A 22,009-nucleotide genomic window follows, 5' to 3' on the forward strand; every position below is an offset into this window, starting at 1 on the left:
TTTTCTCTTCTTTTTAAACAAATAGGACTGTTTTTTCTATAATGAAAAGAACAGTCTTTTTGATATACTATATTTGCAATCGCTTACAAAAAGGGATAGAAAAGGGGAGGAGACTTACTTTGAAAAAAGGTTTGGTTTTCATTTTAGGAATGTTGCTAGTTTTCTTGTTAGCGGCATGTAACAGCAATGAGAACACTTCTACAGACTCAAATGATCAATCAGGTAATAATAATAAAAATTCAGATGAAGAAGTTACACTGCGAATCGCCTGGTGGGGGGACCAACCGCGACATGATTCAACCAATGAAGTGATTAAGCTTTACCAAGAGAAAAATCCGAATGTAAAAGTTGAGGCAGAATATGCTACTTGGGCCGATTATTGGCAGAAGCTAGCACCACAGGCAGCAGCAAATGAATTGCCCGATATTATCCAGATGGATCTCTCGTATATCACTCAATATGCTCAAAATAATCAATTGGCGGATTTAACACCATATCTTGGTGAGCAAATTGATACATCTAATATTGCTGACACGGTGATAACAGGAGGAAAAGTTGGGAATGGTGTTTACGGATTTAATTTAGGTGTTAATGCGATCGGTTTTCAATATGATCCAGAGGTGTTAAAAGAAGTTGGTGTAGACGCTATTCCTGAAAATTGGACATGGGATGATTATAAAGAACTTTCCAAAAAAGCGGAAGGCGTTGGTATTTACTTTGATACAGGTATGACACCAGATGTGTTTTTTAACTATTATCTTCGCACGCAAGGGAAATGCCTCTACGCTGAGGACGGCTCAGGTTTAGGGTATGACGATGATCAATTATTCGTTGATTGGTTCACAATGCTAAAGGAACAGGTGGACAAAGGTTTAGCCCCAACGCCTGATTATTCAGCTCAATTAACAGGTATTGAGGATGATCCTGTCGTAAAGCAAGAAGGCGTGGGGATCTGGCAATGGTCAAATCAATTTGTCGGCTTACAACAAGTAGCTGATAGACCAATGGAAATAGCGCCAATGCCTGGACCAGGTGCAAAAGATGGCTTATTCCTTAAGCCAAGTATGTTTTTCTCAGTGACAGAAAACTCCAAACATAAAGAAACAGCAGCAGAATTTATTGACTTCTTTATTAATGATGTAGAAGCTAATAAATTCATTTTAGCCGAACGAGGTGTACCCGTTTCTTCTGAAGTAAAAGAAGCCCTAAAATCCGAGGTATCGGAAGCCCAAGCCCAAGTATTTGATTATATAGAATGGGCAGAAGAAAACAGTTCACCAATGGGAGTACCAGATCCTGCTCAAGCCGGACAAATTATCGAATTACTAGATAGTTTATCAGAACAGATGAACTATGGAGAAATTAGTCCGGAAGACGCGGCTAAGAACTTTAGGCAACAAGCGGAGAGTATTTTAGGAAATTAATGATAACGAATGATAGCTGATCCTATTGATCAGCTATCAAACTTTCAGATATCAATAGAAAGGGGATGAGTAAATGAGTGTGCGCTTACGAAATAATTTATGGGGCTATTTTTTTATCGGGCCATTTATTATAGGTTTTTTAGCCTTTACGATGATTCCAATCGTTTCCTCTCTTTACTTTTCAGTTACTTCATATGATTTGTTCTCGGCACCTAGATGGATCGGGCTAGATAATTTTAAAAAAATGTTTACCGATGATCCACGATATCTAAAGTCATTAAAAGTGACTTTCATTTATGTATTTGGCGGAGTCCCATTGCGATTGGCTTTCGCACTATTAGTCGCCATGTTACTAAATACGGCATCCAAGGCGGTCGGTCTTTATCGAACGATGTACTATTTACCGTCACTAATCGGTGGGAGTGTCGCCGTTGCGATTATGTGGCGTAATATTTTTGGGGATGAGGGAATCGTAAATTTAGCATTACATCTTATAGGATTAGATGCTGTGCGTTGGTTTGGAAATCCGACAGCAGCTCTTTGGATGCTTATTTTTCTATCAATCTGGCAATTTGGCTCATCCATGTTAATCTTTTTAGCCGGTTTGAAGTCAATCCCGCAAAGCTACTATGAAGCAGCAAGTGTGGATGGTGCTAACTTTATGCAAAAATTCGTGAAAATTACGATACCAATGCTTAGTCCGGTTATTTTGTTTAATGCCATTATGCAGACCATTGGTGCCTTTATGACATTTGTCCCTGCTTTTATTATTTCAAAGGGGACGGGGGGGCCTTTAGACGGGACACTTCTTTATTCACTGTATTTATTCAAGCAAGGATTCGAATTTTTTAATATGGGTTATGCATCCGCTATGGCTTGGGTGATGCTAATTATTATTGCTATTTTAACATCGGCTATCTTTGCCACATCGAAATTTTGGGTGCACTATGAGTCAGAAGGAGGCAGGTAATCATGCAGGGATTGAATTCTAAGGAAATTGTACAGCATTATCCCAGAAAAAGCATAGGTAAACGCCGGCCTTCCAAATTAAAACCAAAGTATATTCTATACCATATTTTAGTTGGTGGTTTTGCGATCTTACTTCTATATCCAGTAATATGGCTGATTATGAGTTCCTTCAAAGTCAGTGAACAAATTTTTATTACGGCTGAATCCTTAATCCCCGTCCCCTTTACTTTTGAAAACTTTGGGCAAGGGTGGCAGGGATTTGGTGGACATTCCTTTGGTGTGTTTATTAAGAATACAGTCATTTTTGTAGTATTGGTGTTGATAGGTCATTTAATATCATGTTCGTTAATTGCGTTTGGCTTTGCTAGATTAAAGTTTGCAGGAAGAGGATTTTGGTTTGCGATTATGCTAGTGACGCTCATGTTACCGTATGAAGTCGTGATGATTCCTCAATACATTATCTTTGCAAAATTAGATTGGTTAAATTCATTGAAGCCACTTGTTGTTCCAGCATATTTTGGTCATCCTTTTTTCATCTTCCTATTGGTTCAGTTTATCCGGACAATTCCTAGGGAACTAGATGAAGCTGCGACTATTGATGGTTGTAATACATTTGGTATTTATCGGCGAATCATTTTACCTTTGATTACACCCGCTTTAGCGACTACAGCGATATTCACTTTTTACTGGACATGGGATAATTTACTTGGACCAGTGCTTTATTTGAATAGTCCTAGTAAATATACGGTTTCGATGGCACTAAATATGTTCCTAAGTAATGAAACAGTATCAAATTGGGGAGCAATGTTCGCGATGTCTGTTGTCACACTGATTCCCGTGTTTGTGATCTTCTTTATTTTCCAACGTTATGTGGTGGATGGGATAAGTACGAGTGGTTTGAAAGGGTAAGTTCGGCGGAGAATTGATTCCAGGGTCATTACCTAGGTAATTGCCCTGGAAAGTCCATGACGGAGGGAGGAAGAGCAAAATGAGAGCAGTCAATATAGTGCTAGAGTGGATTACAAGACTAGCCTATTTAAATATATTATGGATCTTTTTCTCGGCAGTCGGATTAATTGCTGTGGGGCTTTTTCCGGCGACAGCAGCTACATTTTCAGTAGCGCGCAAGTGGGCTAGGGGACAAACGGATGTTGCGATTTTCAAAACATTTTGCAGAGCATATAAAAAAGAGTTTATGAAAAGCAATATTCTTGGCTATTTATCTTTTGTAGTTGGTTATATTCTGTATCTTGATTTTGCTTATCTTATAGTATCGCCAAGTAATATGACGGCAATCTTAACAATCCCATTTCTAATCATTGGATTCATTTATGTTCTTACGTTATTTTATGTGTTTCCAACCTTCGTGCACTATGATCAAAAGCTTCTCAAAGTTATCAAAAGTTCTTTTTTCGTAATGATGATAAACCCACTACCAACTCTCATTATGCTTATTGGTACTTTTGGCATTGGTTTTATTTTATGGAGATTCCAAGGCTTGGCTATTTTTTTTAGTATGAGCGTTTTGGCTATTGTGATTACGATGCCAGCACAACGTGCATTTGCAAAAATCAAGCAAAAACAAGCGGGTTATTCTCAAAAGCAATAGAAAGACTTTCCAAGTAATTCAAACTTCGATAGAATAGAGCTGTGGGGACGATATATTGTCTCCAATCAACTTTTACTTTTGAGGTGATAGATTGAAAAATTATTCTCCAGATCTCCAACAATTCCTCTTCGGCCGCTCGTTATTACTCCAAGAAATCCCCTTCTCAGAACACATCATGCAAGAACATCTTCAATATGGATTCGTGAAAAAAACTCAAGGAATCACTGGTAAGAATGGAGCTTTTCTGTGCCAACGCTGTCGCAATCGCAAGCAACATTTATTTTCGGCATTCCCCTGCGCTTGTTGTGGGAAAGAAAGCTATTATTGCCGAAATTGCATTAAAATGGGACGGGTATCCACATGTACTTCACTTTATAGGTGGAGCGGTCCCCCAGTATATTGGACGAATTTGCTACCAGCTGAGGATGACCAAAGCTATTTAGACTGGAACGGTACCTTATCTGCAGGACAAAAAGCCGCCTCATCGGCAGTCGTTAAAGCGGTGCATGCTCATTCAGAGTTCTTATGCTGGGCGGTATGTGGAGCCGGAAAAACTGAAGTTTTATTTGCAGGGATTGATGAGGCAATAAAAAGGAAGCAAAGAGTATGTGTGGCGACACCAAGGACAGATGTTGTCCTTGAATTAGCACCACGGTTTCAAAAAGTTTTTCCAAATCTTCGTGTGGCTGCATTATATGGTGGTAGTGAAGATCGCCATCTATTTGCCCCTTTGACGATCTCGACTACTCATCAGTTATATCGTTTTGAAGAGGCCTTTGATGTCATCATTGTTGATGAAGTGGATGCATTTCCGTTCTCTTATGATTATAGCTTGCAAGCAGCTGTGCAAAAAGCAGCCAAGCCACAATCTTCCCGCATCTTTTTAACAGCAACACCCTCAAAAAAATGGCAACGCGAGTGTAAACGAGGAAAGCGTCCCCATATCAAAATCCCTGCTCGCTATCACCGTCACCCCCTTCCCATTCCTATATTCAAGTGGTGTGGAAATTGGTCAAAAGCATTTGCCAAAGGGAAAATTCCGTCGAATGTGAAAACATGGGTCGAAACAAGACTGGAAAGAAATAAGCAGGCCCTTGTTTTTTTGCCCGATATTCACTTAATGGAAAAAGCATTGCCCTTATTTCAACGTTTAGATCCAAAAATAGCCGCTGTCCATGCTGAAGATCCTGATCGTAAGCAAAAGGTTAAAAAGATGAGAAATCAAGAAATTCCTCTGCTTTTAACGACCACGATTTTAGAAAGAGGCGTCACATTTCCGAATATTGATGTCGCTGTACTCGGTTCGGAGAATGATATTTTTACAGAGGCAGCCCTTGTGCAAATTTCTGGTCGTGTAGGAAGAAGCACTGATTTCCCAAAAGGAAATATTACATTTTTTCATTACGGACGGACAAAAGCGATGATTCAGGCCCTTTCTCATATCGATCAAATGAATCAAGAAGCGAGAAAAAAGGGGTTGATTGATTCATGAATAATTATTGTTTGGTTTGTGATACCCATTTAAAGCGAGATTTTACATGGGCAACCCTTATCTTTCCACCTATACACTCTCCGATATGCACCTCATGCAAAGCGAAACTCCAACTGATTACAGGGGAACGCTGCCGAATATGTTCCCGCTCTCTAGCTGCATTAAATAAAACATTCATAAAAGCAGATGTATGCATGGATTGTGTTCGTTGGGAACAAGATCCCCGGTGGGCTAATACACTTAAACAAAATATCTCTATGTATCATTACAATGAATTTTTAAAAGACGTTATGGCTCTATTTAAATTCCGTGGAGATTATCAGATAGCTGAAATATTTGCTCAAACCCTAGTAAAGGAGTTGAAAAAGCTCCAATTCGATTGGGTGGTGACGATCCCCTTGAGTACAGAACGTTTACAGGAAAGGGGATTTAATCAGACGGAAGCACTTGCCCAAATGGCAGGGCAGGAAACGAGGGATTGCTTAAAAAGAATCCATTCAGAAAAACAATCAAAAAAATCACGTGGAGAAAGACTAAGACAAAAACAAATTTTCCAGTTTCAAGGAAACCGTGAAGAGATCAAAGAAAAAAACATTGTATTGCTCGACGATATTTACACGACGGGGACGACGTTACGGCAAGCAGCGAAGGTGTTGAAAATGGCAGGGGCAAAAGACATTCAAGCGATCACGGTGGCTAGGGGATAAACAGAGGGGATCAACTCTAAACCTTCATTTTTGGTAAAATAAATATATAGGATAAAAGGTTATTCCCTCCGATGGGATATGCTTGAGAACTTCCTTAAATTATGTTAATAACTCTTCCATTATGCCGATATAGATAATAGATAACAATATGAAGAGCGGGGGATTTTCATGGACTTATTAAATTGTCCAACTTGTGGGAAGATCTATCTGAATCATTCCGTGCGAGATGTGTGTGATGAGTGTTATCGAAAAGAGGAAGCTGATTATGACCAAGTCTATCGTTTCTTACGAAAGCGAGAAAACCGTGCAGCCACCATTGAGACGATCGCCCAAACGACTGGTGTTGAGGAAAACTTATTGTACAAATGGGTAAGGAAAGGGCGTTTACATGCTGCGCAATTTCCGAATCTTGGTTATCCTTGTGACCGGTGTGGTAAACTGATCAGAGAGGGAAAGTTATGTGAATCTTGTACCACAGGACTTAAGGAGGAGCTCTCTTTATTTGAGAAAGAAAAGACTCGGCATGAAGAACTAAACAAGGCTGTTTATTATTCACAGGATCAGCGAAAAAAGTAATAGGGAAAAATAGTGAATTTCACCTAGCAAAAGAAACTAAATAAATCAGGCAGTTTACCGATATTAATAATACAGACGAAGAAATGAAGGAGGGAATGAAATGAAAATTAATCCTTTCAGACATGTCGAAAATAATCCATATCAAAGACAAGTCCATAAAAAAGAAGGATCAGAATCTGGCCAAAAGACAGATAAAGTTGAAATTTCCTCCGAGGCCCAAAAAATGCAAAATACTCCATCGATTGTGAAGGAAAGAGAATTGCGTGTTGCTGAATTGAAAAAACAAGTGCAAGCTGGAAATTACGAAGTCGATCCTCAAGAAGTTGCAAAAAGTATGGCTAAGTTTTTTGATCTCTAGGATGGGGATTGAATACTAAATTGCAGAAAATAGTTGAATAAAAATTACCGAACGGATTCGAAGATGGCTCAAGGAAGAGCAATAGCAATGGGATTTATATAGAGGATGGAGATCGTTGTTCTTCTATGTATCCCTTTGCATCACTATGCCATCATCCAGAGGTTAGGGAATTTGCACCAGTCAAATGGGTATTTCCGCAATCCGCGGAATGAGGCGAATTCTCTTTTTTATTGAAAAAATACAAACCATTACATATAGCGTTCATTTAACATTCTAGCCAGTGAAAGGAATAGGAGTGCAAAAAATGCAAGTACAAAATGATAGCCAAACAACCATTTTGCCACAAGCCGATTCAGCAGCCTCTGTTAAGGAAGGCGGAATTTATTCTGGCAATGTGAAGGAGAAGCTACCAGAGAAGGAAGCCCTCATTCAGGTGAAAGGCCGAGAAATGAGGGTGCAATATGAAGGGAAGTTTCCAGACTCTGGAAGTGTGCGACTACAAGTGACAGATCTAAAAACAGAACCTCCGACAGTGAAAGTTGTTTCGGATCAACCACAAGCAATCCCAGCAAAGACTGCTACTCTTCCAAAGAGCACAAGGCAAGCAATCCAAATACTAAATCAACAGCAAATCCCAATCACGCGTGAGATGCTGCAAACGATCCAGCAATTTATGGAAAAAGGGGATGGGACGACCGATCAAAAGTTGGCTACCATCCAGCAGCTTGCAAATAAAAATTTGGACTTTACTTCAAGTCAGTTAAAAGCCGTACATGAAACCTTACATGGTTCAAAACTGGGAGAAGTGTTGAATGGACTTGCCTCAAAACCAAGCGAAACAAGTGGGGCGCAAGGGGATGTAGCCCGGTTAGTCGATGTATTAAAAAAAGTGCAACAACAAGCTTCCTCAGATAAGGCACGCTTGGCGCAAGAAATCATCCGTTTTTTACAATCAGGTGGGAGTGAGAGTCAGGCCCTGAAAATGATTGAAACAGAATTTGCGGCAGAGTTAAAGGCGAATCCTGAGCTGGCGAAAGTGGCTGCGCAATTGCAGACAGCTTTTCCATCTGCGATTATTTCACAAGCTGGGGGCGGACAAGAGCTGTCGACGATTTCACCGCAACAGGAATTCGTTGAACATGCACTTTCTCAGGTGAAAAAGCAACCTCAACTGGAAAAGCTTTTTGTGACGTTGCAGAAGGAAATGGATATTTTACCAGCCCTACAGCAACAGGCCTTAGAAGAGACGATTGGAAAAGCAGAGCAACTATTGGGAACGGGAAAAGAATTAGCAGCACGCCAGGCACTTGCTGAAGGATTAACAGCTTTAGAAACAGAGGAGCCACAGCAAGGGAGTGCCGGGACGAATCCTGCTTATCAATTAAGTGAGGAATTTATAGCGGCCATCCCTGCTTCGTCACGAGATTTGATTGTCACGACAATCACGAAGAAAATGTCACAAGCTGCTATTGATTTTAAAGCCGTGCAACGGGATATTTCAAATGCCCTCTATACTGCTGAGAAAATGGTGCAACAATCTCCGGTACTAGCCAGGCCATCTATAGAAACAGCGATCAAACAGCTTGATAATGCGATTTTAAAAAGTGATTTCATGCTTTATACGGATATGACGACCGAAAAAACGTTATTGCAGGCAAGTTCCCAACTTCATGAGGCGAAGAAATGGTTGGCTAAAGGCGATAGAGAGAAGGCTAGTGAGATTGTTCAACAAGTAAGGTCAACCGTGGATAAGATTATTTTTCAGCCATCTGATCAAAAGGTCAAGCATTTTGTGGCAAAGCAATGGGCTGATTTACAGGAAGAGCCGTTAGACAAGCAACTTTGGCGTACAATTGAAGATCCACAGCAAGCTTTACGGCAAGAACCAACGGCTAGACATGCACTTGAATACCTACGCCAACTCGGGATAACACGGGAAGCTGACTTGTTAAATGGAAAATCAGGTGAGGTAGATTCTACGCTTAAGCAAGTGTTGATGAAACTAGCAGAGAGCCATGGGACAGGTCAGAAGGCTGAACAGGCTTTGCAAAATGTCACTGGTCAACAATTGTTAAGCAAGCCTGATGCATCTGGATTGCAAACAATGATGTTTACCCTTCCGCTTATCTTGCGGGAACAAGTAGAAAACGTAAAAGTTTTCCTCCAATCAAAGCAATCTGGGCAAAAAATGGATTGGGAGAATTGTAGTCTCTATTTCCTATTGGAAACGAAGCAGGTCGGGGATGTCGGAATTCTTTTGAATGCAACCGATCGCGTATTATCTGTAACATTAAAAAATGACTCAGTCGATTTTGAACGAAAAATGAGTCCCTTAGTAGAAACAACAAAGGAACGCCTTCAGGAGATTGGCTACCAAGTTGGACAAATTTACTTTTCTCCATTGAAAACAGAAGAAGCGAAAGAGGATACGCCTGTTAAAGGACGACCAACTTATTCCGATCATGGTTATGATTATTCTGTCTAATTTTTAATAGAAAGTGAGTGTGCGATCATGCCACACTATTACAATCAAAAAATGCGCCGCATAAAAAACGGTCCCTCTGCGGCAGTGTTACGTTATGATGAGTCAGATAGCCATCAGGCTCCGCAAGTTGTCGCACAAGGAACAGGAGCGATGGCTGTCAAATTGATGGACATGGCGAAAGAACACGGAATCCATATGCAAGAGGATGCGAGTCTGGTTGGACAGCTAATGGACATTGATCTTGGCAACAATGTTCCACCACAGCTCTATTCTGTGATTGCAGAAATTTTATTAATGATTGAAGAAATCGATCGAATCACTAAATAATACGGGAAGTAATCCGATAATCTATATGAATGGAGGCTAAGCACTTGGATTTTCTATCAAAAGAATTGCTTTATCAAAAATCACCACAACAACTGACAGCCTTCCTCTATGAAGCTGGCATTCAGCAATTGCAAGAAGCCATTGCCTGTATCGAGAACAAACAATGGGCTGAAGCCAATCAGAAATTACAAAAAGTCAATGATATTATCGAAAGACTCGGAGCTGGCCTGAACTATGAAGCAGGCACGATCGCGAATCAGCTCGATACCTTATATAACTATATGGCCAATCAACTTGTCACAGGCAACTTGAAAAAGGATATCCCAATACTTCAAGAAGTATTGGCGATCATGGAGCAACTGGCCACAGCCTGGACAGAAGCCATGAACACGGAAATCAAAACTGGCCAGCGTGAACGCTATAAGCAAACCAACGCCTACGAGAAAAACGTCAGAGTGATCCAACAAGGGGAATAAAAAAATGGAAGGGGAAAAACAATGAGAATTAATCATAATATCCAAGCCTTAAACGCTTATCGCAACCTATCACAAACAATGGGAAGCACATCCAAAAGCCTAGAAAAACTATCATCAGGCCTCCGTATCAACCGCGCAGCCGATGACGCCGCTGGACTTGCCATTTCTGAAAAAATGCGCTCACAAATCCGCGGTCTTGGTATGGCAGAACGGAATGCGCTGGACGCCGTTTCTTTAATCCAAACCGCAGAAGGCGCCTTAAACGAAACACATTCGATTTTGCAAAGAATGCGCGAATTGAGTGTGCAGGCAGCGAATGGGACGTTGGATGATGAAGATCGTAAATCGGTTCAACTAGAGATAAAGGAATTAACAGCTGAGATTGAGAGAATCGCACAAAAAACAGAGTTTAATGGTATGTCGTTACTTAATGGAAAAAATGATTTTCAATTCCAAGTTGGTCCTAATCAGGAGGATACATTAGAAATTACATTAGACAGTATGACTGCTAGTGAAATAGGGGTGGTAAATCTTAATATTTCTACCTCTAAACAGGCTGAGGAAGCAATTTCAACACTTGATAAAGCTATAGGAAAAGTATCTGAACAGCGAGCTAAACTCGGTGCATACCAAAACCGCTTAGAACACACAGTCACCAACCTACAAACAGCCAACGAAAACCTAACAGCAGCGGAATCACGGATTCGTGACCTTGACATGGCACTCGAAATGACCAACTTTACCCGTAATAATATCTTAAACCAAGCTGGACAAGCGATGCTGGCACAGGCGAATCAACTTCCACAAGGAATCCTGCAGTTATTGCAGTAAATTGATAGTTAAGTAGGTTTCGATCGGAAGAGACTGACCGATCGAAACCCATAACTCATGGAAGAAACCCATAACTCATGGAAGAAACCCATAACTCATGGAAGAAACCCATAACTCATGGAAGAAACCCATAACTCATGGAAGAAACCCATAACTCAGAGGAGATTAGATCTTCCGAAGCAGGATTGGAATTAAAACGGAGACATTAGAATTACACTAGGCGGAGTGATATTCATGGATGTACGCAGAGTTGAAAAGACGGGGATCCATCAAGTTCAAAAGAAGGGAGAACAAGCAACGGAATCTGTTCGTTTTTCTGAGATGATGACGAAGGGACGAGAACAAGTTGTCTATGAGCGGATGGATCAGATGCGTCAAGATATCGAGGCGCAAGGACAGAAACTCGCCAAATCACAAACCATTGAGGATTTTAAAAAGTATAAACAACTTGTGAAATCATTTATGGAGGATGCAGTAAACAATGGACTGCAGTTAAAAGAACAGCGTGGGCTTGATTGGCGCGGCCGGACAAAAGTCTATAAGATTGTTAAAGAAGTGGACAAGAAGCTGATCGATTTGGCGAATACTGTCCTTGATAAGGAAAAATCCGGGCTTAATATTCTAAGTCTTGTCGGAGAAATTGAAGGGTTATTAATCAATATCTACACTTAAATTAGGAAGTGACGTACGAATGTCGTCTCAGACACTCATTGAATCTATGGAAAATTTGCTTGCACTCCATCGACAACTACTGACATTGACGATCGAGAAGACTGAGGTTTTGCAAAAAAATGATATAGAAGCATTATCACAAATGCTCCGTGAAGAACAAAAGATTCTAACGGCCATTCAAGTTGCAGATCAAAAAAGGGAAAAGGCGTCCTTGCTAATAACCAATCAAAAAGAGACAACCGTTTCCGAGATTTTAAAAGAACTAGATGATGCGGATCAGGAAAAAATATCTGAATTACAAAGCACACTTATTGATGTGTTGGGTGAGCTCCAGAATGTGAATGGCTTAAACCAGCAGCTACTTCAATACTCTTTACAATTTTTGAATATGAATCTGGATATGCTGGCACCGGAACAAGAAGTTCCCAACTACACAAAAGAGCAAGGAAAAACCAATCCCTATTCAGAAAGCAATCGATCAATGTTTGATTCCCAAGCATAATGAAACTATTATGAACAATTTCTATCTAAAGGAGGAGCTTCCATGCGTTCTACTTTTATGGGGCTGGAAACAGCCAAAAGCGGTATGTATTCGCAACAAAGCGCCATATATGTAACAGGCCATAATATTGCGAATAAGAACACACCTGGCTATTCACGACAACGTGTTAATTTTGAACAAACGACACCTTATCCAGCTGGTTCGATGAATCGACCACAAATCCCAGGACAATTAGGGACAGGTGTACAAGATGGTTCAATTCAGCGGATTCGCGATACATTTATTGATAGCCAATATCGAGGTGAGAGAAATCAACTAGGTTTCTATGAGTCGATGTCTAATTCCATCAAGCAAATGGAAGATATTATGAATGAGCCTAGTGAGAATGGACTTTCAGCCGCAATGACCCAGTTTTGGCAATCCCTGCAAGACTTGAGTACCAATGCAGAAAATGAAGGGGCGAGAAGGGTTGTTTTACAACGGGCTCGCTCTGTGGCGGAAACCTTTCAGTACTTACATTCTTCCCTGACGACAGTTCGGAACGATATTAAAAAAGAGATGGACTTAACAGTTACGAGAGTTAATGCACTTACGCGAGATATTGCGGCTATCAACAAGCAAATCAGTGAGGTAGAACCACATGGTTATTTACCAAATGATTTATATGATGCTAGAGATCAATTATTAGATGAACTCGCAAGCTATCTACCTATCTCAACTGAAACGGTGGCAAATGGTGGAAATACATTAGCCATTGCTGAGGGAGGCAAGAAAGTCTACGCTATGATTAATGGTGAAAAGACACTTCTTGTAGATGAACAAGGGGCCCGTTCAATGGAATGGAAAGAAGAAACAGGTGAACTCTATTTAGGTGAAAAAGAACTTTCCTATAACACACTTGGTGAAGGTAATGGAGAACTAGCTGCTTTATTCAAGGCATATAACGATGACTATCCCGAAATGCTCGAAAATCTTGATAAATATGCCTTTACCTTTGCGAAAGTGTTTAATGAAGTACATAAAGGTGGAGTCGATCTAAACGAGGAGACAGGGGAAGACTTTTTTGCTGTAGGTGATACATATGAAGGTGCAGCTGCTGCAATCAGTGTCCTTTTAAAAGATCCCGATAAAGTAGCTGCTGCTTTAGCTGGTAAGGAGAGCGGAAACGGCGAAAATGCCTTAAGGCTAGCGGATATGAAAAATTGGGTGATTCGTGAAGGCAGTATGGAAGAGTTGCCCGAACTAACCGATTTAGATATTAAATCAGGCACACTCCAATCTTTTTATGAAGGAGTAATTGGAGAGATGGCGGTAAAAGGCCAGCAAGCGAATCGCATGGAATACAACACGACCGTGTTACTCCAATCGATTGATAAAAATCGCCGTTCAGTCAGTGAGGTATCTTTGGATGAAGAGTTCTCAAATTTGATTCAATTCCAACATGCCTATTCAGCCTCTGCGAGAATGATCTCGGCAATTGACGAAATGCTGGATAAAATTATTAATGGCATGGGTATGGTAGGGAGATAAGGAGGGGTATTGAATGCGTGTAACAGACGGCATGATTGCCAATAATGTTATGTACAACATTAATCAAAGCTATTCGCGATTAGATAAATTATTTGAACAAGCGCAAACACAGAAGAAGATTTCCCGCCCATCTGATGATCCAGTTGTGGCGATGAAGGGGATGTTCTATCGGACAAATGTGACCGAGATTGAGCAATTCAAACGTAATTTTACAGAAGCGCGAAATTGGGTGGAAACAACGGATTCGGCGATTGGAGAAGCGAGCAAAGCAATGGAGCGGATCCGTGAATTAACCGTTCAAGTCAGCAACGATACGTATGATGAAAGTCAACTTAAGTCTGTAGCTGAGGAAGTTGCCCAGTTAAAAGAACATATCAAGACCATTGCCAATTCTAAAGTTGGGGATAAGTATATTTTTAATGGAACGGACACTTTAACTGCACCTGTGGACGGGGACACGATTGAATTTAATTCAGATGATGTCGAATTTGAATTAGCAAAGGGAATTAAAGTACCTGTCAATATGCAAGGGGAAGCTGTATTTGGGACCGGAGAGACAAGTGTATTTGCTGTCCTTGAACGGTTAGAAACAGCTTTAAAAGAGGGCGAAACTGATTTAAATGGATTTTTGGATGATCTTGATGCAAGCAGTGATAAAATGCTATCTGGGAGAGCAGAATTAGGAGCCCGGACGAATCGACTTGATTTTATGGAAGAACGCATTGATAATCAAGAGGTTATCGCTAACCGGATTATGTCTGATAATGAAGATGTTGAATTTGAAAAAGTTGTCATGGACTTTAAAGCCCAGGAGGCAGTCCATCGGGCAGCCATGTCAATTGGCGCGCGGATTATTCAACCGACCTTGATGGACTTTTTAAGATAATATAAGTAGTTTAGAGGAAAAGGGATGGTCTTTATAGGACATCCCTTTTTCAAAGAAAGGGGAGACGGTATGCGAATCCCACAGATTCAAATGGAATCACAGCAAGCGAGAATTGCGATTCAGACGGTGCCGGGAAGACAATCAATCCAACAGCCACAAGCGGATTTACAGATTGAGCAACCACAAGCTGATCTGAAAATGCGAACCACCCCAGGAAAGTTAACGATTGATCAGTCGCAAGCTTGGGAAGAAATGAATCTAAAGAGTACGTTTAAAGCGATAAAGGAAAATGCGGTGAAGGGAAGCCAAAAAGTAATGGAAGGCATTGCTCGGGTAGCTCAAGAAGGCAATGAAATGATTGAGATTCAGAATGGTCAAAACGCTTATGTGGAGCAAGCGAAACGCCAAGCGAATCCACCCATGCCAGAGGTGAATATTACATGGGTCCCATCTCCTTTTGCGGTTAAAACGCATTATCAACCTGGAGGTGTAGATATTCAATTCCAACCAAGAAAACCGAGGATTGATGCAACGATCAGAAAACCAATCATGAACTATTCACCGGGAGATGTACAAATTCAGTTAGCACAAAGAAACCACTTGAAAATTGATCTTGTAAAATAGGAGTGTGGAAGATGAACATCCAAACGAAATACCATGGCGAAATCGACATCCAGAAAGAGTCAATTCTTATTTTTGAAAAAGGGATCCCCGGTTTCCAAGATGAAAAACAATTTACTTTATTGCCATTACCAGAGATGGACTCGGTTTCAGTCTTGCAATCAGTAAAAACACCAGAACTAGCCTTTGTCATTGCTGATCCATATAGCTTTTTCGAAAATTATACTTTTTCATTAGATGAGAACACTATTGAACTGTTGGATATTGAAAGTGATCAAGATGTCAGTGCCTTTGTGATTTTAACAGTGCAAGATCCATTTGAAAAAACAACTGCTAATTTACAAGCACCAATTATTATGAATGTGAAGACTAGTCATGCTAAGCAAGTGATTCTCAATCAAGAAAACTATAAAACCAAAACGCCGCTCTTCGGCCAAATGGTAGAGGGGTGATTCGATGCTCGTACTAACAAGAAAAAAAGGCGAATCCATTCAAATCGGTGATGACATCGAAATCACCATCACTCAAGTCAAAGGCGACCAAGTCAAAATTGGCATTAACGCCCCAAAAAATGTGGAAATTCACCGGAAAGAAATCTGGGCAGAAATCCAGCAGGAGAATGCAGCAGCATCTACAGGAGTGGGAGATTTGTTTGGCGTATTGGCGAAAGCAAAAAAAGAATAGACATGTACAACTGTTAATGATGAGAGAGGGATCATTGGCAGTTTTTTAATTGCCTATAAAATATTTCGACAAAGAATAGCTAACGACTCCCAAAAACTTACAAAAAAAGATGAAAAAATTTAGCAAAAACCATTAAACTTTCCCGGACCATGACGATATAACTAGTAGAACGGATGAGAGGAACGCGGCCGATCCTCAACTCCGTCAAAACACAAGAACAACCATCCACAAGGACGTGGCTGGCACATTCAAGGAGGAAAAAACATTATGATTATCAATCACAATATTGCAGCGTTGAACACGCATCGTCAATTGGGTGCTGCTTCAAACGCACAAAGCAAATCAATGGAGAAATTGGCTTCAGGTCTTCGTATTAACCGTGCGGGAGATGACGCAGCTGGGTTAGCAATTTCTGAAAAAATGCGTGGACAGATTAAAGGATTAGATATGGCTGCTAAAAACAGTCAAGATGGAATTTCCTTAATCCAAACTGCAGAGGGAGCATTGAACGAGGTTCATTCAATTCTTCAACGTCAAAGAGAACTCGCAGTACAAGCGGCATCAGATACCAATGTTGATGCGGATAGAACAGCATTACAAGATGAATTTGATCAACTTTCTAAAGAAATTGAAAGAATTAAAGACACCACACAATTTAACACAATGAATTTGTTGGACGGTAGTGCTGGTGAATCTTCAGATGGAAATCTTAAGTTTCAAGTAGGGGCAAATACAACACAAACAATGGATTTAAACCTTGGTACTGAGGGTATTAATTTAGAAGCTCTTCATACGGCTGTTGAGGATTTAAAATTAGATAGTAATGCTAGTGCAGACGCAGCTTTAGTAGCCCTTGATAAGCAAATTGCTTCAGTTTCATCTGGACGTAGCTACTTAGGTGCTGCACAAAACCGCTTAGAACACACTATCAACAACTTAAACACATCTTCGGAAAACCTAACTGCGGCAGAATCCCGTATTAGAGACGTTGACATGGCGAAAGAAATGATGGAACAAACGAAGAGTTCTATTCTTGCACAAGCATCTCAAGCTATGCTCGCACAAGCTAACCAAGCTCCACAGGGAGTATTGCAACTGCTTCGTTAATTTGATTAGATCTGGTTATTCTATTTCGAATAACCAGATTTTTTCTACTTCAAATTTTTCCTTCTAAATCTATAAATAATTTGGATATAGTGTTCAATTTTTTAAACCCCTAATGCTCTAAACTCTTTATTTTCCTCCGATATTATAGATGGACGTTCCTTTTTAAAATATTGATTTTCAAATACAAAAGTAATTAAAGAACGAGGAGTATTTAAAAATGAAAAATATAGAAGAAAGAAAATTCACTCAAATATTAAATATAATTAACACTTTAAATGAAGCAACTGAACATTTTTCAGTTTTAATAAGGAAAAAGGAGTTTAGCCAGAGCATCTTTATATTTAGTTCCATTGTGGAAGGGTTTGAAGTTATAAAAAAGATAGTATTAAATGATGCTGAATTGAATACAAGTAATAACATCGAGAAAATAGAGAGTACCATACTTTTAGTTGCTAAAACACTAGAAAAAGGAAACTTACTGAAAGTCTCTGAAATAATACAGTTTACGTTAATGCCACAATTTAAGACCTTGAAAAGTTGTCTTTTAACAAATCAACATAGCGAACAAGCACAAAAAAATATAAAGATAGGGGTTTATCTAAGTGAGACCAATCCCCGAAGTGGATACCCAGAAGCAAGAATTAATGCGTTAGTTAACCAAAGTGTACAACAAGGAACAAAACTGTACTTTTTTTCTTCTGCCGATGTAAATTTTGAAAAAGAAGAGATAACGGCCGATACATTTAATAATCAAGCATGGGAAAAAGAAACTGTTTCATTCCCAGATGTAATTCATAATATTGGCATAACATCTCGAACCCAGCAATCGCGAGTAGAAAGAAAACTAAGAAAGCTTCTTCCATTTACTAGTTTTGGTCTTGGTAATAAATTTTCTCTACCAAAAAAGTTAGTGGAGTCAGGAAGATATGCTGAATTATTAGTTCCCTTCAAAGTTATAAATGACGAATTTATTGTCGATGAATTTCTAAAAGATAATAAAAAAGTTGTATTTAAACCATTACTTGGTAGACAAGGTGAGAATATTTATTTTATAGAAAAGAAAAATAATAGATTTATACTTTTAGAACATAAAAAGAAGCAACTGCTAACCCAGGAAGAATTTAACCTTTGGAAAAGAAATGTAATTTTAAAGAAAAAGTATAGTTATTTAATTCAACCATATGTAGAATGCAGGACGAAGAATGGTGAGCCGTATGATATACGAGCTCATGTCCAAAAAGATGGAGAAGGTAAATGGACTTTAACCAAAATCTACCCTCGTATTGGAAATGAAAAAAGTATTCTAAGTAATATAAGTCGTGGAGGTAGGACGGAGGATATTAATACATTTTTTGAGCATGAATATGGCCGTGACGGTAAGCGATATGAGGAGAATATAAAAAAGTTGGCGATGGACCTTACTTTTCATCTTGATAAATTACATGGATTGGCCCTTGACGAATTAGGTTTAGATATAGCAATTGATAATACTGGCCGTTTTTGGTTGCATGAAGTGAATGTTGGTCCTCAAACTACCTATCATGAGGAAGAAAGAGCTATTAATACTATAGCATATGCCAAGTATATTGCTGAAAATGGAATATATTTAACAAATGAATTTCAAAAGAGGAATAAAGTTAAAGGGCAATTTGATGCCATGCATACAACCATATTTCATGCGAATTTGGATGATCGCTATCGTATCGGTATGTTAGTTGATCAAAATGAAATCAATGACCTTACTGTTGCATGTGCTTATGTAGCTAAGTTTGAAGATGTCCATTTTTATTACTTTACTCCAAAAGATATCGATTATGATGAGATGCGTATTAGAGGATACTTTTATGAAAATAAACAATGGGTTCCTAAAATTGTTGAATATCCCGATGTTATTTATGATCGCTTACGCTTAAGAGGCATTAAAGGGTACAAGACAATCTACGAGGAACTAGAAGGAATTCCATTTACCAATGAATTTTTTGGCAATTCCATTAGTAAACTGGAAGTATACGATAAATTGTCATCTACAAATTTACTAGAGGATGCTATAATCCCATATCAAAGAGTAGATCGTGTAAAAGACATCTTTCATTATATTCAACATTATGGCAGGATAATACTTAAACCAGAAGTTGGATCCTTTGCAAGTGGAGTTCATTATATTGAGAAAAAAAATGCGCTGGATTACTTCGTGGCGCTTGGTGAAAAAGAGACACATTATAATGAAGTTACTCTTGGTCAGTATTTAAGGGAATTAATTAAAAAAGGACCCTTTATTGTACAAGAATATATTGAAACACGAACGATTGATGGTCAACCTTTTGATATAAGAGTTCATATGATGAAGGATGGAAACGGTGAATGGTCATTTGTTAATATATATCCCCGTATTGGAATTCATAATGCAGTTATTTCTAGTACTGGAAACGGTGGGTATATTGGCGAGATTTTAGGTTTTTTAAAAAGGAATTTTAAAAAAGTAGATGCAGTAGAGTTAAAAGAAAAAATAGAAAAAATATCGCTTGAAATCTGTACACTACTTGGAAATGTATATGATATAAATAATAGTGAACTTGGTTTGGATATAGCAATTAATAGGGAGAATTCTGAACCTTATATTATAGAGGTAAATGTAAATAAGCCCGGCATTATTTACTATGAATTTGAAGTAGCAAAACATGCAATTCCCTATGCAATTTATTTAGCAAAAAGTAGTGAAATGAGAAGATCTCATTTTGAAAGATAATAGTTTTTTGTCTAAGTAGAATACCGGCATACGCACAGGTTTTAAATTCAGAATTGAGTAGGATTGTATAGGTCTGTACCCACACAATTGTCAAAGGACCTATCTCGCATACATTGTTGCTACTGAAAGAAGTACAAGAACCCTAAAACATCTTTGCTTTTTCATTTGAGTTCTCCCCTTATTCATCCGATATAATGAATAGATTCAATTTTTAAGGAGCTTCGATATGAGAATTAATCACACCATTTCTGCACTCAATGCATACAACCAACAGCAACGGAATGTGACGCAAACATCTAAAAACGATGGAAAAGTTGGTGTCAGGGTTGTGGAGTAATCGGGCGGCCGATGATGCGGCAGGATTGAGTACATCGGAAAAGATGCGTGCCAAAACGCGAGGGTTATCCCAAGCGGATCGGAATATATTAGATGGTGTTTCACTTGTTCAGGTGGCAAATGATTCATTGACTGAAAGTGATCGGCTAGTTATCCAACAGGAAAGGAAATCAGCCAGTTAAAGCATAAGGTTGATGATATTGCATCCTCTACTACTTTTTTCCAGATTCATTTATTGGAGGTTCGAACCCTTATATATCCTCGATGGGAGGAGGGGGGGGAGGATCCTATTAATATGAAATGTATTAGATCTACCGCCAGTTTCCAATAACGGGCTGTTTCAATTTGGAACCAATTTAGGTTATCCTACAATAGAAAATGATAACAATCAACCACTTATTTATGGTGTGGGCTCAACCTCTTATCCATCTATAAAAATTGGTGGAAATGCATATGCTTTACATAATAGCGAGTCATCGAATGTCTCAGTTTCTGAATCGTTAACAGAGAAAGATGGTCTATATAAAGTGGTCTATGAAGTAAAAGATGAGGAGATTGATGTAAAAGTCAGCCAATACGTTAATATCGTCAGAGATAAATATCAAATTAAATATAGAATTGAAAACCAATCGGCAACAAAACAAGACATTGGATTCCTATTCAATAATGATACACAGCTTGGCAGTGATGACCATGCTCCTTTTATGATGAGTGAAGCGCCGATAAAGTATCAAGGAAATGACATTCCTGGCTCATTCATTGTGTATAACAACAATGAAACCAATCCAGAGTGCAAGCACACGGTATTTTGAAAAGTAGGGATGAAATTCATATTATTGAGGAACCGGATCAATTTGGTGTTGGGAAGTGGACCGAGGTGGATAAATGGGACTGGACATCAAGTGGTGGTTTTGGAGACAGTACCTATAGTATATGGTGGAACGAGCGAGAATTAAAGACCAATGATTCTTTTGAAGTGAATACGTATTATGGGCTTGCCGTTCCACCGACAATTGAGAATCCGAATGATACAGAAAAAGAAGGACTATATGATCTTATTTTACAAGTGGGAGCGAACAAAGGAGATCTTTATAAAACTCAACAACAGATACGAGAGCGGAAAGTTTGGCTATTACTCGTGTGAATCTATCGACTCAGAGTGGCGTAGAACAGGCGATCCGAATATTAGATAAGGCTATTGACCAAATACCGGCTGACGTTCTAAATGGGGCCGCCTATCAAAACTTGTTAGAGCACACCTATAATAATGTAACAAATACATCAGAAAATCTTAATTCAACTTTCTCACGTATTAAAGATGCCGATTGGCTTTGGAAATGACTAAGTATACAAAAAATAATATCCGCACAATTTGCTCAAGCAATGATTGCTCAATCACAGCAAATGCCTCAAGGGATTTTGTAATTGTTAAAGGGAAATTGAATAAGATAACCTCATTTTATAAAGAATGGGGTTATCTTTATTGAAAAGATTTAGAAGTGTGCTTTTATTTTTTCAGTATCTTGAAGCCTCATAAAAAAGTGATGGTCAATTTATTTAGAAGAAGATTTTGATTGCAGGCTATTAATTTGGAAAAGTCTTCTATTTTTGGAAAATGGACTTTTAAAAGTATGGTACTTTGGTAAAATGGAATTAGGTAAAAATAACTAA

General features: G+C 39.0%; 25 protein-coding genes. All 25 read left to right on the forward strand.

The annotated features are described in order from the left end of the window. Nucleotides 1-119: 119 nt before the first annotated feature. The 25 genes from KI375_RS05940 (at nt 120) to KI375_RS27910 (ending at nt 21,679) form a co-directional block, all read left to right on the forward strand. Complete coding sequence (locus KI375_RS05940; RefSeq protein ID WP_244852326.1) at nt 120-1,424, forward strand: ABC transporter substrate-binding protein; 1,305 nt, start codon at nt 120-122, stop codon at nt 1,422-1,424. Between the two features lie 73 nt (nt 1,425-1,497). After that, nucleotides 1,498-2,394 (forward strand): carbohydrate ABC transporter permease, encoded by an 897-nt coding sequence (locus tag KI375_RS05945; RefSeq protein WP_212972607.1) that lies wholly within the window; start codon nt 1,498-1,500, stop codon nt 2,392-2,394. A gap of 2 nt (nt 2,395-2,396) precedes the next feature. Continuing rightward, nucleotides 2,397-3,302, forward strand: coding sequence for a carbohydrate ABC transporter permease (locus KI375_RS05950; protein ID WP_212972608.1), 906 nt, complete (start codon nt 2,397-2,399; stop codon nt 3,300-3,302). A 79-nt stretch (nt 3,303-3,381) separates the two neighbouring features. After that, on the forward strand, nt 3,382-4,002 hold the full coding sequence (locus KI375_RS05955) for a YesL family protein (RefSeq protein ID WP_212972609.1): 621 nt from the start codon (nt 3,382-3,384) through the stop codon (nt 4,000-4,002). A gap of 91 nt (nt 4,003-4,093) precedes the next feature. Next, the gene (locus tag KI375_RS05960) at nt 4,094-5,494 is read left to right on the forward strand and encodes an ATP-dependent helicase ComFA (RefSeq protein WP_244852328.1); all 1,401 of its coding nucleotides are present in this window, start codon (nt 4,094-4,096) and stop codon (nt 5,492-5,494) included. Continuing rightward, entirely contained in the window at nt 5,491-6,201 is a 711-nt protein-coding gene (locus tag KI375_RS05965) for a ComF family protein (RefSeq protein ID WP_212972610.1), read from the forward strand. The genes KI375_RS05960 and KI375_RS05965 overlap by 4 nt, the downstream gene beginning before the upstream one ends. Nucleotides 6,202-6,369: 168 nt before the next feature. Then, nucleotides 6,370-6,777 (forward strand): TIGR03826 family flagellar region protein, encoded by a 408-nt coding sequence (locus KI375_RS05970; protein ID WP_212972611.1) that lies wholly within the window; start codon nt 6,370-6,372, stop codon nt 6,775-6,777. Between the two features lie 100 nt (nt 6,778-6,877). Then, the gene (flgM, locus tag KI375_RS05975) at nt 6,878-7,135 is read left to right on the forward strand and encodes a flagellar biosynthesis anti-sigma factor FlgM (protein WP_212972612.1); all 258 of its coding nucleotides are present in this window, start codon (nt 6,878-6,880) and stop codon (nt 7,133-7,135) included. A gap of 304 nt (nt 7,136-7,439) precedes the next feature. Continuing rightward, complete coding sequence (locus KI375_RS05980) at nt 7,440-9,620, forward strand: hypothetical protein (protein WP_212972613.1); 2,181 nt, start codon at nt 7,440-7,442, stop codon at nt 9,618-9,620. Between the two features lie 24 nt (nt 9,621-9,644). Continuing rightward, complete coding sequence (locus KI375_RS05985) at nt 9,645-9,947, forward strand: EscU/YscU/HrcU family type III secretion system export apparatus switch protein (RefSeq protein ID WP_212972793.1); 303 nt, start codon at nt 9,645-9,647, stop codon at nt 9,945-9,947. A gap of 44 nt (nt 9,948-9,991) precedes the next feature. Further along, nucleotides 9,992-10,423 (forward strand): flagellar export chaperone FliS, encoded by a 432-nt coding sequence (gene fliS, locus KI375_RS05990; RefSeq protein ID WP_244852330.1) that lies wholly within the window; start codon nt 9,992-9,994, stop codon nt 10,421-10,423. A 21-nt stretch (nt 10,424-10,444) separates the two neighbouring features. After that, nucleotides 10,445-11,254 carry a flagellin N-terminal helical domain-containing protein gene (locus tag KI375_RS05995; RefSeq protein WP_212972615.1) on the forward strand — a complete coding sequence of 270 codons (810 nt, stop codon included), beginning with the start codon at nt 10,445-10,447 and terminating at the stop codon, nt 11,252-11,254. 234 nt (nt 11,255-11,488) lie between these two features. Beyond that, a complete protein-coding gene (locus tag KI375_RS06000; protein WP_212972616.1) occupies nt 11,489-11,926 on the forward strand; it encodes a YaaR family protein in 438 nt (145 codons plus the stop codon). A gap of 19 nt (nt 11,927-11,945) precedes the next feature. After that, entirely contained in the window at nt 11,946-12,428 is a 483-nt protein-coding gene (locus KI375_RS06005; protein WP_212972617.1) for a flagellar protein FlgN, read from the forward strand. 42 nt (nt 12,429-12,470) lie between these two features. Next, the gene (gene flgK / locus KI375_RS06010) at nt 12,471-13,958 is read left to right on the forward strand and encodes a flagellar hook-associated protein FlgK (protein WP_212972618.1); all 1,488 of its coding nucleotides are present in this window, start codon (nt 12,471-12,473) and stop codon (nt 13,956-13,958) included. A gap of 13 nt (nt 13,959-13,971) precedes the next feature. Then, nucleotides 13,972-14,844 (forward strand): flagellar hook-associated protein FlgL, encoded by an 873-nt coding sequence (flgL, locus tag KI375_RS06015; RefSeq protein ID WP_212972619.1) that lies wholly within the window; start codon nt 13,972-13,974, stop codon nt 14,842-14,844. A 69-nt stretch (nt 14,845-14,913) separates the two neighbouring features. Next, complete coding sequence (locus tag KI375_RS06020; RefSeq protein WP_212972620.1) at nt 14,914-15,468, forward strand: DUF6470 family protein; 555 nt, start codon at nt 14,914-14,916, stop codon at nt 15,466-15,468. A gap of 11 nt (nt 15,469-15,479) precedes the next feature. Beyond that, complete coding sequence (gene fliW / locus KI375_RS06025; protein ID WP_212972621.1) at nt 15,480-15,917, forward strand: flagellar assembly protein FliW; 438 nt, start codon at nt 15,480-15,482, stop codon at nt 15,915-15,917. A gap of 4 nt (nt 15,918-15,921) precedes the next feature. Next, the gene (csrA, locus tag KI375_RS06030; protein ID WP_212972622.1) at nt 15,922-16,149 is read left to right on the forward strand and encodes a carbon storage regulator CsrA; all 228 of its coding nucleotides are present in this window, start codon (nt 15,922-15,924) and stop codon (nt 16,147-16,149) included. A gap of 267 nt (nt 16,150-16,416) precedes the next feature. After that, entirely contained in the window at nt 16,417-17,256 is an 840-nt protein-coding gene (locus tag KI375_RS06035) for a flagellin N-terminal helical domain-containing protein (protein WP_212972623.1), read from the forward strand. A 217-nt stretch (nt 17,257-17,473) separates the two neighbouring features. Beyond that, the gene (locus KI375_RS06040; RefSeq protein ID WP_212972624.1) at nt 17,474-20,002 is read left to right on the forward strand and encodes a YheC/YheD family protein; all 2,529 of its coding nucleotides are present in this window, start codon (nt 17,474-17,476) and stop codon (nt 20,000-20,002) included. 326 nt (nt 20,003-20,328) lie between these two features. After that, nucleotides 20,329-20,520 carry a flagellin N-terminal helical domain-containing protein gene (locus KI375_RS27305; RefSeq protein WP_244852332.1) on the forward strand — a complete coding sequence of 64 codons (192 nt, stop codon included), beginning with the start codon at nt 20,329-20,331 and terminating at the stop codon, nt 20,518-20,520. Between the two features lie 225 nt (nt 20,521-20,745). Then, entirely contained in the window at nt 20,746-21,150 is a 405-nt protein-coding gene (locus tag KI375_RS06050) for a hypothetical protein (protein ID WP_212972625.1), read from the forward strand. Continuing rightward, nucleotides 21,147-21,482, forward strand: coding sequence for a hypothetical protein (locus KI375_RS06055; protein WP_212972626.1), 336 nt, complete (start codon nt 21,147-21,149; stop codon nt 21,480-21,482). Before KI375_RS06050 ends, KI375_RS06055 begins: the two co-directional genes overlap by 4 nt. Further along, a complete protein-coding gene (locus tag KI375_RS27910) occupies nt 21,479-21,679 on the forward strand; it encodes a flagellin (RefSeq protein WP_212972627.1) in 201 nt (66 codons plus the stop codon). The genes KI375_RS06055 and KI375_RS27910 overlap by 4 nt, the downstream gene beginning before the upstream one ends. Nucleotides 21,680-22,009: the final 330 nt, after the last annotated feature.

This window comes from Bacillus sp. J14TS2 (genome assembly GCF_018333015.1).
Taxonomy (GTDB): Bacteria; Bacillota; Bacilli; order Bacillales; family Bacillaceae_C; genus Lederbergia.

Excerpts from the sequence above, each read along its gene's own strand:
- KI375_RS05955 (WP_212972609.1), top strand. The coding sequence starts at position 3,382 with ATGAGAGCAGTCAATATAGTGCTAGAGTGGATTACAAGACTAGCCTAT.
- flgK (WP_212972618.1), top strand. The coding sequence starts at position 12,471 with ATGCGTTCTACTTTTATGGGGCTGGAAACAGCCAAAAGCGGTATGTAT.
- KI375_RS05945 (WP_212972607.1), top strand. The coding sequence starts at position 1,498 with ATGAGTGTGCGCTTACGAAATAATTTATGGGGCTATTTTTTTATCGGG.
- KI375_RS05995 (WP_212972615.1), top strand. The coding sequence starts at position 10,445 with ATGAGAATTAATCATAATATCCAAGCCTTAAACGCTTATCGCAACCTA.
- KI375_RS05970 (WP_212972611.1), top strand. The coding sequence starts at position 6,370 with ATGGACTTATTAAATTGTCCAACTTGTGGGAAGATCTATCTGAATCAT.
- flgL (WP_212972619.1), top strand. The coding sequence starts at position 13,972 with ATGCGTGTAACAGACGGCATGATTGCCAATAATGTTATGTACAACATT.
- KI375_RS06035 (WP_212972623.1), top strand. The coding sequence starts at position 16,417 with ATGATTATCAATCACAATATTGCAGCGTTGAACACGCATCGTCAATTG.
- KI375_RS06020 (WP_212972620.1), top strand. The coding sequence starts at position 14,914 with ATGCGAATCCCACAGATTCAAATGGAATCACAGCAAGCGAGAATTGCG.
- KI375_RS05965 (WP_212972610.1), top strand. The coding sequence starts at position 5,491 with ATGAATAATTATTGTTTGGTTTGTGATACCCATTTAAAGCGAGATTTT.
- KI375_RS05980 (WP_212972613.1), top strand. The coding sequence starts at position 7,440 with ATGCAAGTACAAAATGATAGCCAAACAACCATTTTGCCACAAGCCGAT.
- KI375_RS05950 (WP_212972608.1), top strand. The coding sequence starts at position 2,397 with ATGCAGGGATTGAATTCTAAGGAAATTGTACAGCATTATCCCAGAAAA.
- KI375_RS06005 (WP_212972617.1), top strand. The coding sequence starts at position 11,946 with ATGTCGTCTCAGACACTCATTGAATCTATGGAAAATTTGCTTGCACTC.
- fliW (WP_212972621.1), top strand. The coding sequence starts at position 15,480 with ATGAACATCCAAACGAAATACCATGGCGAAATCGACATCCAGAAAGAG.
- csrA (WP_212972622.1), top strand. The coding sequence starts at position 15,922 with ATGCTCGTACTAACAAGAAAAAAAGGCGAATCCATTCAAATCGGTGAT.
- flgM (WP_212972612.1), top strand. The coding sequence starts at position 6,878 with ATGAAAATTAATCCTTTCAGACATGTCGAAAATAATCCATATCAAAGA.
- KI375_RS06000 (WP_212972616.1), top strand. The coding sequence starts at position 11,489 with ATGGATGTACGCAGAGTTGAAAAGACGGGGATCCATCAAGTTCAAAAG.
- KI375_RS06040 (WP_212972624.1), top strand. The coding sequence starts at position 17,474 with ATGAAAAATATAGAAGAAAGAAAATTCACTCAAATATTAAATATAATT.